This window comes from Serratia sp. K1WW1, from assembly GCF_055790865.1.
The window spans coordinates 4,624,522-4,636,261 of sequence record NZ_CM147697.1; the positions used below are offsets into that span (position 1 = coordinate 4,624,522).

General features: G+C 52.0%; 10 protein-coding genes. 4 read left to right on the plus strand and 6 right to left on the minus strand.

The features are described from left to right. The first annotated feature begins 26 nt into the window (after positions 1–26). Positions 27–1,520: an aldehyde dehydrogenase family protein gene (locus ACX9GU_RS21005; protein ID WP_473192786.1), complete on the plus strand. Its 1,494-nt coding sequence runs from the start codon at positions 27–29 to the stop codon at positions 1,518–1,520. Between the two features lie 273 nt (positions 1,521–1,793). Here ACX9GU_RS21005 and tynA read toward each other — a convergent pair whose 3' ends face one another. The 3 genes from tynA to ACX9GU_RS21020 form a co-directional block, all read right to left on the minus strand. Then, positions 1,794–4,082: a primary-amine oxidase gene (gene tynA / locus ACX9GU_RS21010; RefSeq protein WP_473192787.1), complete on the minus strand. Its 2,289-nt coding sequence runs from the start codon at positions 4,080–4,082 to the stop codon at positions 1,794–1,796. Positions 4,083–4,249: 167 nt separating this feature from the next. Beyond that, on the minus strand, positions 4,250–5,164 hold the full coding sequence (gene feaR, locus ACX9GU_RS21015; RefSeq protein ID WP_473192788.1) for a transcriptional regulator FeaR: 915 nt from the start codon (positions 5,162–5,164) through the stop codon (positions 4,250–4,252). Positions 5,165–5,457: 293 nt separating this feature from the next. Continuing rightward, positions 5,458–5,655 carry a DUF4762 family protein gene (locus ACX9GU_RS21020; protein ID WP_473192789.1) on the minus strand — a complete coding sequence of 66 codons (198 nt, stop codon included), beginning with the start codon at positions 5,653–5,655 and terminating at the stop codon, positions 5,458–5,460. 447 nt (positions 5,656–6,102) lie between these two features. Between ACX9GU_RS21020 and ACX9GU_RS21025 the strand changes: the two genes are divergently transcribed. The 3 genes from ACX9GU_RS21025 (at position 6,103) to alr (ending at position 9,508) form a co-directional block, all read left to right on the plus strand. Further along, on the plus strand, positions 6,103–6,474 hold the full coding sequence (locus tag ACX9GU_RS21025) for a VOC family protein (RefSeq protein WP_473192790.1): 372 nt from the start codon (positions 6,103–6,105) through the stop codon (positions 6,472–6,474). Positions 6,475–6,720: 246 nt separating this feature from the next. Then, positions 6,721–7,680: an IS110 family RNA-guided transposase gene (locus ACX9GU_RS21030; RefSeq protein ID WP_473192326.1), complete on the plus strand. Its 960-nt coding sequence runs from the start codon at positions 6,721–6,723 to the stop codon at positions 7,678–7,680. A gap of 598 nt (positions 7,681–8,278) precedes the next feature. Beyond that, on the plus strand, positions 8,279–9,508 hold the full coding sequence (gene alr, locus ACX9GU_RS21035) for an alanine racemase (protein ID WP_473192791.1): 1,230 nt from the start codon (positions 8,279–8,281) through the stop codon (positions 9,506–9,508). A gap of 43 nt (positions 9,509–9,551) precedes the next feature. Here the strand turns inward: alr and ACX9GU_RS21040 are convergent, their stop codons facing one another. The 3 genes from ACX9GU_RS21040 to ACX9GU_RS21050 all read right to left on the minus strand — a co-directional run bounded on the left by ACX9GU_RS21040 (position 9,552) and on the right by ACX9GU_RS21050 (position 11,715). Next, positions 9,552–10,061 carry a fimbrial protein gene (locus ACX9GU_RS21040; RefSeq protein ID WP_473192792.1) on the minus strand — a complete coding sequence of 170 codons (510 nt, stop codon included), beginning with the start codon at positions 10,059–10,061 and terminating at the stop codon, positions 9,552–9,554. Positions 10,062–10,089: 28 nt separating this feature from the next. Beyond that, positions 10,090–10,614, minus strand: a complete 525-nt coding sequence (locus ACX9GU_RS21045) for a fimbrial protein (RefSeq protein WP_473192793.1) — start codon at positions 10,612–10,614, stop codon at positions 10,090–10,092. Between the two features lie 75 nt (positions 10,615–10,689). Then, positions 10,690–11,715, minus strand: a complete 1,026-nt coding sequence (locus ACX9GU_RS21050) for a fimbrial protein (protein WP_473192794.1) — start codon at positions 11,713–11,715, stop codon at positions 10,690–10,692. Positions 11,716–11,740 lie beyond the last annotated feature (25 nt).

Sequence of the window (11,740 nt, forward strand, 5' to 3'; positions counted from 1 at the left end):
ATCCGTTTATTCCCTTAGGAGGGCGTATGCCTAATGTGACCATACTGGACAGCGTAGTCCGTTTCCTCGATCGTCAGCACGGCCTGTATATCAACGGCCAGTGGCAAACCTCACAGGCCGAATCGCGGCTGGCGGTCTATAACCCAGCCGACGGCAAACAAATCTCCTGCACCGCCGATGCCAACGCCGCCGACGTGGAACTGGCGGTCACCTCGGCCCATCAGGCCTTTACCGCTGGCGTTTGGGCACAACGCCTACCCGCCGAACGTGAGCGTATTTTACTGCGCTTCGCCGATCTGGTTGAGCAACACGCCGAGGAGCTGGCCCAGTTGGAAACCCTGGAACAGGGGAAATCCATTAACATCTCCCGCGCCTTTGAAGTGGGCTGCACGCTGAACTGGATGCGCTATACCGCCGGGCTGAGCACCAAGATCGTCGGCCAAACCCTGGATGTCTCCATTCCGATGCCGCCGGGAGCCAAATATCAGGTCTATACCCGCAAGGAGCCGATCGGCGTAGTGGCCGGGATTGTCCCCTGGAACTTCCCACTGCTGATTGGCATGTGGAAAGTGATGCCAGCGCTGGCTGCGGGCTGTTCCATCGTCATCAAACCCTCTGAAACTACGCCTCTCACGCTGCTGCGTATAGCTGAGCTAGCCAGCGAGGCAGGCGTGCCACCGGGCGTATTTAACGTGGTGACCGGCAAAGGAGCTATCTGCGGTAAGGCGCTGACGGAACATCCGCTAATCGCCAAAGTGAGCTTTACCGGCTCCACGCCGGTGGGGAAAGGGATCGCACGCGCGGCGGCGGATCGGTTGACCCGCGTCACGCTGGAGTTAGGCGGTAAAAACCCGGCCATCGTGCTGAAAGATGCCGATCTGCAACAGGTGATCGAAGGGTTGATGGCCGGCAGCTTCCTCAACCAGGGGCAGGTCTGCGCCGCCAGCTCACGTATCTATATTGAAGCCCCGATTTACGATCGGCTGGTCGCCGGTTTTGAGCAGGCAGTGAAGTCGCTTTCTGTCGGGCCGGGGATGGATGGCAACGCCCAGATCAACCCGCTGGTGTCCAAAGAGCACCGCAACAAGGTGGCCGCCTATTTGGATGACGCCCGCAACAAACACGCCGAGTTGATTACCGGAGCCGCCGGGCCTGACTTACAAGGCTTCTATATTCCCCCGACGCTGGTGATCAATCCCGATGACAGCCTGAACCTGGCGCGGGAAGAAGTGTTTGGCCCGGTCGTCAATCTGATCCGCGTAGCGGATGCCGAAGAGGCGCTGCAGAAGGCCAACGATACCGACTATGGCCTTACGGCCAGCCTGTGGACCACCAGCCTGCAAGCGGCGATGGCTTACACGCCACGCATTCAGGCGGGCACGGTGTGGGTCAACACTCATACGTTAATTGATGCCAACATGCCGTTTGGCGGCTTCAAGCAGTCTGGCAGCGGCCGTGATTTTGGCCCGGACTGGTTGGATGCCTATACCGAATCCAAGTCAGTGTGTATTCGCTATTAGTTGGCATCGCGCCGAAACAATCAGGGGGGCGAACCACGGTTCGCCCCCCTGTGTTATTTGCCATCACCCGATATCGCTGCTTCCCCTCACCCCAACCCTCTCCCACAGGGAGAGGGAGCTGGTACGGAGTTAGGCTCAGGTGCAGGAGTCGTTCTTTGGCATACTGCTGACAAACGCCAACAGAACCAAACCGTAGGGGCGCAGCATGCTGCGCCCGTCTGGATAATCAATAGATTGCCGGAGCTCGCTGTTCCTCTACACCTTCAATCTGGCTTACTGCTGCTTTTGCCCGTTCAGGTTCAACGTTGGCGTTTCATCGAAGAAGTTCCACGGTTTCAGCAAGGCGTGCACCCACTCGGTTGGCATAATCGGCCACTCTTCCGCTCGCGCCACATGGGTGGTGCCGGTGGTGAGCCAGACCACGTCGTCGGTGTTGTCTATCGGCTGGTTGTCCGCCGTGTACTGGCCCAGCCCGGTATCGTGGATCGAGCGGTTCGGATATTTTCCTTCCGGATAGCGTTCATTCGCGTTATAGCGGGTCACCCACAGCTGCCGATCCATAAAGCTCAGACGGTGGTAAATCCATTCATCCTTGCCAAAATTGGCCCCCTTGGCGATCGGGTGCGTACCGCCCGCATACGGGATCAACTGATAGGAAACCGGGTTACCCATCTTGTTCAACCGGCTCGGGTTGCTCAGCAAACGGAGGGTAGAAGGATCGAATTTCTGTGCCGCCTGCTGTTCGGTAGTCACTTTCACCTGATCGACCTGCATGGTACTGGTGCGCGGGCCGCTCCGATCGTTAGGCTTCACATCCGGGTTCAACTCCACCAGGCTGTTATTTTCGCCATCCACATCCATATCCAGCCGGAAGTTGTAAATGTGCTGATGGGTGGTGCCCACAATGTTGTGATCGATCAGCGTGCCGTATTGCGTATCCTGCTTGGCGGTCGGATCCTGCATGGTTCTGGCTTTCACCCCTTTCACCGCTTCGATACCCGTCGCCCCAGCGTCTATGCCGATGGTGCCGTTCTGGTGGAATACCCAGTCGAAGATGTAATCGTAGTTGCCAACCGTACTGATCCAGCGCACCACCAGTTCACGGCGTTCGGTGCTGATATTCGGCTGCCCCATTTCCTGATGCTTGTACTCCGGCCCGGCGTAACGCTCAAAGATGGCGATGGCACGAGGAATAGCGGTCGGCTTACCGGTGTAATCGGCAATGGTCTCATCCAGCAACACCGCGTTTTGCGGCGCATCTTTGCCAAGGGCAATCGGCGAGGTAAGCGTGCCCATGCCGTAATCCCCGGCATCGAGATAGGCTTTGAAATACCAGCCCACGTCCGGATCGCCATAAGGCACGATCATGCCCCCCAGCGATCCTTCATACATTACCTTACGCTTACGGCCGTTATCGTTATAGGTCACGGTTGAAATCACAGGCCCGACGCGGGAATTCAGATGCAGGTGGAAATCCCAGTTCTGCCAGTGGATGGTATTACCGGTGATGGTGTAGTTTTTGCCTTCCGGCTCAATGATATTCAACGGTTTGATTTTCGGGGCCTTGCGATCGCGTCCGTCATACGGCGTTGGCTTCATCGGCACCGGGATCACCGGCCCCTCTTCAATTTTGATGATTTTCTTCTGTTGCAGATCGACCACTGCCACCAGGTTTTCGATCGGATGTGCCCAGTAGTTGCCATCGCCAACATCGAGATAGCTGATCACTTTCAGCAGGCGTTGGTCCTGTTGCAGGCCATCTTTGCCATCAAAAAAGCCAACGGTCAGCGGCGTGGTGATCACTTTGCTCGGGTCCGCAACGCCATGTTTCTTCAGGGCTTCGGCATACTCTTTACTGGCGTTGATTATGCTCTGAACGCTGGCGAAGTCATCCAGCAGCACCATTCCCTGAGCGTCTTTGATCGGCTGCCAGGACAGCACCTTTTTCTGTTGCAGGTCGACCACGGTTTCGATCACGTGTACCCCGTCGAGCAGCGTGATGTCGGCCTGCCGGGGCTGCTGTACGTCACGACCGCCTAGCACGAACTGCCAGACCTGGCGTTTTTCCGGTTCACGCAGCGAGATTTCGGTAAAGCGCACGTTGTTTTTATACTGCGGAGCCGCCTTGATGATGGCGACCGCTGCGTTAATCTCCGCCGCACTCAACGGATTTAGCGGATGGGCCCGGTGCTCTACCGCAAAGGTCTGATCCAGGCCGGACTGAAACACCTCGTTGATAAACTCGTCGGACATATAGGCCGTTTTACCCTTGAACACCACCGGCACCTGTAATCTCAGCGGCTTGCCGTTAACGATGGCTTCGCGGCTATTCGGTTTGACCTTCACATAGGCACCATCTTTAACGATCACAAACATGCGGGCGTAGTCATCCCACTGCACGCTGGCACCAAACTCCTCCAACGTTTTCTGCAAAGGCACCATATGTGCCGCGACACCATGAGCCAACGCCGCTGGCTGCCAACCCGCGCCGATCAGCAAGCCCAACGCCAGCGCAATCGCCGCTGGCAGACGTTTGGTTTTGATTGTTGTGTTAGCTACCATCTTTCCCCCGTCACCCATCAAAGAGATATTACCGCCGTTGTTGTTGTGATGAGCCCGTTTTACGGGGCCCCAATTCACCATAGCAACTCTTCACTGGGGATATTTTGTTGTGCTTGCCAGCCGATTTGTCACTCCTGACAATCTGCGGGCAAATCATCCAGGCGGGGTTACAGATACTGCTTGCGGTACGCGCTCGGCGAGACGCCAAAACGGGCCTTGAAGGCGGTGGAGAAATGACTGTGATCGGTAAATCCCCAGTCATAACCAATATTGGCCAGCTTTTGCCGCTCCTTAGCCTGGCGCAAAACCTGGGCGCAGAGATCCAGACGACGGTTCTTGATGTACTGCGCCACTACCAGCCCCTTGCGGGCAAATAGCCGATAAAGGCTACGCACGGAGACGCCGATCTCACTGGCAACCCATTCTGGGCGCAGCTGTTCGGACTGAATATGCTGATCGATAAACGCCAGCGAACGGGTAAAAATGCGCTCATGGCTATCTTGCCCCTCGTCCTGCCCCAATAAGGCAGGCTGTAACAAGGTGGCCACGGCGTTAAGCACCGCTTCGCTCTCCAGGCGGCTCATCTGCGTATTCTGCATACTGCCCAGCACCAACTGCTGACTGAGTTTGGCCACCGCGTTATCGGCAGCAATACGCCGCGCACCGGGCAGATCGGAAAAACGCAGCTGCTGTTCGAGATAACTACGCGGCAGCAACAGTGATAACTGGCGGGAACCCTGCTGGTAGGTAAAGCTGCTGGGCTGCGCGGCGTCGATCAGGGTGATATCCCCGGCAGACAGCACCGCCTGCCGATCGCCCTGCTCCATAACCGACTGGCCACGCAGTTGGAATACGGTAAAAAAGTGGCAACCGTCACTTTGCTCTACTTCGCGGCGGGTGCGGTAAAGCCGGGTCTGGGCAGCATCGACTACGCTCAGGCGTAATGCATGGGAGTGGAACTCCTGGATCGCACCGGCAAAGCCTGGCGCCAGAGTTTTGGCACAAAACCGGCCACAGGCAGAATTGATTTGGCCTAACCACTGTTCAAAACTGGCATCAGCGAGCCGGGTAGCAACCACCATGATTAACCCCTTGAAACATAAGTAACAAAAGAGAACAGGCTTATCGTACTGAGCAGCATGCCCTGGAAGGTGCGGCTATTAGGCTGCAGCCAGAAAATCAACATAACAAACCGATAACATACGTTCAACATTGTGCAGGAGGTTTGATGCAGGGATCACAAACTACAGATAGAGGATAACTTTCATCACGGGGATAATTGATATAAACAATTGCAGAAAACAGAAGAGAATATGGGATGAAAAGAAAAGGCACGACACCATCCATAGTGCCGTACCTTGACTATTACTTGCGATTAAACACCGCAGTGAGCCAGATCGGCCGGTTCACGAGTCAAAAATTCACCGAACTTGCCTTGGCAGGTGGCAACGCGACGGCAAACGGTTACCGCAGAGGTACCAGTACCTTTGGTTTGACGCTCATAGGTAATAACACAACCGAGAATTCTGCCGCCAACAATGTTTGAAACTTCAGATGCGTTTAGTTTTTTCATAAATATATCCTTATAGTAATTACCAAAACGAACTTGCAAGACTTTACTAGAAAATAATTTCTGTTTGACGAGATATAATCGTCTTAAAGCGATTAAATTATAATAATAGAATAAATCCACAGTCAACATTAAAGCCTTACCTCCCCCACGTTATGGATTAGTCTTGATTAAAAACAAGAATAATCCACCATTAAAAGCCTATATATACATTCATTATATAATTAATAAAAAACCATCCGCTATAAGATATTACAATATCGTCACAGGAATAAACCCAGCTGGAAAGTTATCATTGCATTAGACTTTATTAAATAGAGTTCATCCTCTGCAGTCCCAACAACAGACCAAACACGAGTTGATTATGTGATTTAGATCACTGTATGAATATACAGCTAAAGTAATATAACCAACCAAGAGCAACAAAAATCAACACCAATGGAGCATACCATGAATAAAAATATCGTTAGCTGGTTTGAAATTTATGTTACTGATATGCCGCGAGCAAAGAAATTCTATGAGACGGTATTCAACACGCGGTTAGAAGAACTGGAAACCGAGGGTATGGAATTCCTGATGTTCCCTTACCAGGAAGGGGGAGAAGGGTCTGGCGGCGCACTGGTTAAAATGGCTGGCGTGCCAGCTGGAGCGGGCGGCACCATGGTTTACCTTGCATGTGAGGATTGCGCCGTAGAAGAAAGCCGCATTGTGCCAAACGGCGGTGAGATCCTGAAAGAAAAATTTGCCATCGGCGAACATGGTTTTATTTCCATCGCCAAAGATAGTGAAGGCAACGTGATTGGCCTGCATTCCATGAAATAATGCCCCTCACCCTAACCCTTATGTCTTGATCTTCTCCGCCTTAGCGGAGAAGATCCCCGACTGATCATCGGGAGATAGTTGGTGAGCTCCTCCTAACCCTAGTGCCTATGAGCCCGTGGGAGAGATTGTGCCCCAACTGTCTATTTCCCTGTCGCCTTGTAGACCGAACGGTATCCTGTGCCTATGAGCACCCACATATAAGGATGGTCCGGCGATAAATTACAGACATGGTTATGGAGTGCCATAATGCGCAGAACCCCTGTCGGCGTTGATATCGCCAAACTCAAGTTTGATGTCGCCGTACTGCTGGAAAATCAGAAGTATAAAACCAAAAAGTTTGCCAATACCCCTTCTGGATGCCGCGAGTTCGCGGCCTGGTTGAGCCGCTTTGGCGACTGTCATGTCTGCATGGAAGCCACTGGGAGCTACAGCACGGAACTGGCCACTTATCTGGCAGACAACAACTACCACGTCAGTCTGATGAACCCGGCGTGTATCCATTCCTTCGGCAATACAGAACTGACCCGGAACAAAACGGACAAAAGCGATGCAGCGATGATAGCCCGCTACTGCGCACTGCATCAGCCTGACCCGTGGTTCCCAGCCCCATTGAGCGAACGCCAGTTGACCGCGTTGGTCAGGCATCTTAAGAACCTGGAAGAGATGCGTCAGATGGAAGAAAATCGCCTGGAGGTGGCAGAAGCGGTCATCGTCCCTTCACTCAATGAACACATCGCCACGTTGGATGAACTGATACGAGAAACGAAGAAGAGAATCAGTCAGCACATCGATGATAACCCTGACCTGAAACGGGACAGCGAGTTGCTAAAAAGCATCCCAGGGGTGGGAGAGATGCTGAGCTCCAGCCTGCTGGCCTTTGCTGGAAACCTGCGTCGGTTCACCAGCAGCAAGGCCCTGGTGGCGTACGCAGGACTGAATCCACAGCGATGTGAGTCGGGGATGTTTAAAGGGAAAAGCCGGTTATCGAAAGTGGGACACAGTGAGCTACGAAGCGCGTTATACATGCCAGCGGTAGTAGCAGGCCAATACAATGTTGTGGTTAAGGACTTGACAGAAAGGCTGAAGTTGCGTGGGAAGTCGGGCAAAGAGAGAGTGTGTGCGGCGATGCGAAAACTGCTGCAACTGGCCTATGGTGTGGTGAAATCAGGAAAGGTATTTAATGCGGAAATACCGCTTGCCGGATAGCCGACAAGACGGTATCTCTCCCAAAGGGAGAGGGGATCAGATCGAGTTCGTTGATTGCTCTGCGTAATACCCTATCTTTCTTCTTCTTACTCCCTGGTGTGGTTCTGAAAATTAGCAGACACACCATGGATGAGAGAGCATTAGAATATTCTGAGATTATCTATTTACTTCCAAAAGAGCTGGGGCTATCAGCTCCCTCGCCCTGTGGGAGAGGGGATCAAATCGAGTTCATTGATTGCTCTGCGTAATACCCTATCTTTCTTCTTCTTACTCCCTGGTGTGGTTCTTAAAATTAGCAGACACACCATGGATGAGAGAGTATTAGAATATTCTGAGATTATCTATTTAGTTCCAAAAGAGCTGGGGCTATCTGCTCCCTCTCCCTGTGGGAGAGGGTTGGGGTGAGGGGACAACCAAATAGTTACATTTATTACCCGAATCGTTTTCCTCCCCTATAGATTATTAATAAATTTGACAAAAAGTCACTTTTGTCATTTATTGAATGCCGCTGTTCGCTCAGCCACACCCGCCGTCAAATCAGATAAAAAAACTGACTGAGGCCGATAAAAACTCTTTTTTATTTCACCAGGAAGGGAATATGCCGCTGCATTTACGCCATTTAGTCTTGATACCGCTATTAACGTTGGTGGCTTGCCATCAACCTGCTGCCACCAATCCCACTCATTCCCTCGCCGCTACGGTTAAAAGTTCACCGGCGGTGGTAAGCAATGCCCGGTTGGAAATCTCACAAAGCGCGCTGGAATATAACACCCACAAAATTCAGCAACTGTTGGGCGATAAAACTACCCTTTGCGCCATTCTGAAAGGCGATGCCTATGGGCACGACCTTTCGCTGGTGGCACCCGTGATGATCAAGGATCACGTACAGTGCATTGGCGTGGCCAGTAACCAAGAGCTGCAAACCGTGCGCGAACTCGGCTTTAAAGGCCGCCTGATGCGCGTGCGCAATGCCACCGAAGCAGAGATGCGCCAGGCTACCGACTATGACACCGAAGAGCTGATCGGTAATCTGGAAATGGCGAAGCGCCTGGATGCCATTGCCGCCCAACAGGGCAAAACCCTGCGCTTCCATTTGGCACTGAACTCTGGCGGTATGTCACGTAACGGCCTGGAAGTCAGCGAAGCTGCCGGATTGGCTGAAGCCAAGGCTATCTCTGCATTACCCCATCTGAAAATGGTCGGCATCATGTCCCACTATCCTGAGGAAGATGCGGCGGCGGTGCGCAAGGATCTCGCCCGCTTCAAGGTACAATCCCAGCAGGTGCTAGACATTACCGGGATCAAACGCAGCGACGTGACCTTGCACGTTGCCAATACCTTTGCGACCCTCACCGTGCCGGAGTCCTGGCTTGATATGGTGCGCGTTGGCGGGGTGTTTTATGGCGATACCATTGCCAGTAACGACTATAAACGCGTGATGACCTTCAAGTCATCCATCGCGGCGCTTAACCATTACCCTAAAGGTAATACCGTCGGTTACGATCGTACCTACACACTGAAGCGCGATTCGGTATTGGCGAACATCCCAGTGGGTTATGCAGACGGCTATCGCCGGGTGTTCAGCAACGCGGGTCATGTGTTGATCCAGGGGCAGCGGGTAGCAGTGGTAGGTAAAACCTCGATGAATACCGTGATGGTGGATGTGACCGACGTGAAAGGTGTTAACCCTGGCGATGAAGTGGTGTTCTTCGGTAAGCAAGGCAATGCGGAGATCACTGCCACCGAAGTTGAAGACATCAGCGGTGCGCTGTTTACCGAAATGTCGATCCTTTGGGGCGCGACCAATAACCGGGTGTTGGTGGATTGACTCGCAGAGTTGGCAGCGGATTATGTCGTTGCCAATCTGGCCGCTATTGGTAAGTAAAAGACATCTGCACCACGCTGCTGAAGGTACCGGGACCGGTATCATCATTAACGATCAACCGCCCAGCCAAGGCGTAGATAGCATTACGCTGTGCATTAACTGGCACGGTCATGGTGCTGCCATCCCCCTGAACCAGGGATTTATTCATCTGCTGCGCCACCTGCACTGCAGCATGAGGGGCAGTGCCTGCATTGGTATACAGTGTTGCATCGTCGTTGTCGGGCATACCGCTAAAGGTCACGGTCACGGAGGTGGTCGCTCGCGGGCAATGAATCAGCTTGACCTCAAACGGCTTCCACTCAGAGGCATTACCGGCGGCCCTCATTACGGTAAGGCGCACCTGGCCGAAATCTACATCCTGACTTACCGACGAGGTATCAACCGTACAGGGGCTGGCCACGACTGTACCGGTAATATTCAGGTCAGTAGCGAGAGCCGCGCCACTCATCATCCCAGCGACGAATATTAGCAAAATACGTTTTATCAGTTCGCTCATTCTGGCTTCTCCTTACAAATCTACTGGCTTAGTTATAGGTAATGTTGGCTTGTATCACAGCAATAATACTACCCGGCATCACGTTTCCGGTTGCCGTCACGGCACGGGCGATCAATGGGATAGTAACCGTCCTGTCGGGGTTTACTGGTATGATCATTGAACTGCCCTTGGCCAAATCACGCCCAAAGTGACCACTTATAAGATTTACAGCCAAATTAGTAGCGGTACCGGTATTCATATACATATTGGTTTGCGGGAACTCGGCAGCGGTGCCTGTAAAGGTTACCGTGACGCTGTTGGTGCCTACCGGACAGGAGGTTAATGACAGATTAAACGCCTTTGGCGTGGTACCGGCACCGGCGGTAGACAGCGTTTCGGCTTTAATGGTCTGGCCTAAATCAACGTTAAGGTTGTTGTTATTATTATTCACCACACAAGGTGATGCCAGCAAATTGCCGTTAATATTGATATTCACCGGATCGGCTTTCGCCGCATGATAACCTGTTGCCACGATCATTAATGCAAAAGCTGAGCTTTTAATTAATAAATTCATGATATTTATTCCTGAGTTGTAAAAATGCCATACCGTCTATTTTCAGATAGCATCATTCCTTTTGATCATGACCATCTATTGGTAGTTAATATTTAACGTCGCAATGGCGTTAGCAGTACCCGCTGTCATATTTTGCAAGGTGCGGTAATAACGCGCGGTAAACGGGATGTTCTCCTGACCACCAGGAGTCATTTTCACCAACATGTTAGTCCCTATTGGCATCGGGGTACTTCCATTCAAGATTTGAATACCCACTCCACTTGAAGTTCCTGGCATACCCGCGTAACTGACCTCAAGTACTCCATCAGCCGCGGTATCCGGGTTTGGCGTGCCGTTCATCTGAGCATAGATTTGCACATCGGTCTGACAGGAAAGTAATACGTTAAAGGTTTTATCTTTGGCCGTTGACCCCACGGCCGGTAAATCATTACCTACCACATTGTCCAGCGTAACCATTTGATTCGCTGATCCCACCTCCACGTTGCAGGTATTGGCCGTTACCGTAATCGTATAGCCACTGATTAAGGAAAATGCCTGTCCTATAGTGGCGCCTGCATTGTTAAATACATAACCCGCTGTGGCAGTCATCTGAGCCACATTTATAATTCCCATCGACAATGGGGCCGTAGCGATAAACTTAATTTTAAGATCCATCGTCATGGACAGACCGCGCGGAGTACCATTATTCTCAAGAACGACATAAGGAGTGACAGCAGGTACTGATAAGTAACTGCTAGCCGCCGAGGGTTTTAAAGCTATAATAAAACCAACCCCTGGGGTGCCCGTATTAAAAACATTGTAGCTAATGCCCGCATCTACATACGTCATCCCTGCCAAAGATTTATAATTAAACCCGGATATAGAATATATTTGTTCTGGGCAATTAGAGACATAAGGCGTTGAAGCATAAACCCAATCACCTATAGCCTGCCCCACAGTAAGGCCATATGAGGGGATATTAAAATGCTGTGCTGGCATCGGTAAAACATCCGCATTCGCCGTGCAAGCAGCACTAGCCGTCTTGATGGATAATAATCCCATGATTGCCAGCATTAACAGAGCCGTAAGCCCAGTCCATCCCATTACTTTAACACTGTTCATTAAACACCTCATTCTCTCCATTTAT

Coding starts and splice junctions, on each gene's coding strand:
- ACX9GU_RS21045 (WP_473192793.1), bottom strand. CDS start 10,614: ATGAATTTATTAATTAAAAGCTCAGCTTTTGCATTAATGATCGTGGCA.
- feaR (WP_473192788.1), bottom strand. CDS start 5,164: ATGGTGGTTGCTACCCGGCTCGCTGATGCCAGTTTTGAACAGTGGTTA.
- ACX9GU_RS21030 (WP_473192326.1), top strand. CDS start 6,721: ATGCGCAGAACCCCTGTCGGCGTTGATATCGCCAAACTCAAGTTTGAT.
- ACX9GU_RS21020 (WP_473192789.1), bottom strand. CDS start 5,655: ATGAAAAAACTAAACGCATCTGAAGTTTCAAACATTGTTGGCGGCAGA.
- ACX9GU_RS21005 (WP_473192786.1), top strand. CDS start 27: ATGCCTAATGTGACCATACTGGACAGCGTAGTCCGTTTCCTCGATCGT.
- ACX9GU_RS21025 (WP_473192790.1), top strand. CDS start 6,103: ATGAATAAAAATATCGTTAGCTGGTTTGAAATTTATGTTACTGATATG.
- ACX9GU_RS21050 (WP_473192794.1), bottom strand. CDS start 11,715: ATGAACAGTGTTAAAGTAATGGGATGGACTGGGCTTACGGCTCTGTTA.
- alr (WP_473192791.1), top strand. CDS start 8,279: ATGCCGCTGCATTTACGCCATTTAGTCTTGATACCGCTATTAACGTTG.
- ACX9GU_RS21040 (WP_473192792.1), bottom strand. CDS start 10,061: ATGAGCGAACTGATAAAACGTATTTTGCTAATATTCGTCGCTGGGATG.
- tynA (WP_473192787.1), bottom strand. CDS start 4,082: ATGGTAGCTAACACAACAATCAAAACCAAACGTCTGCCAGCGGCGATT.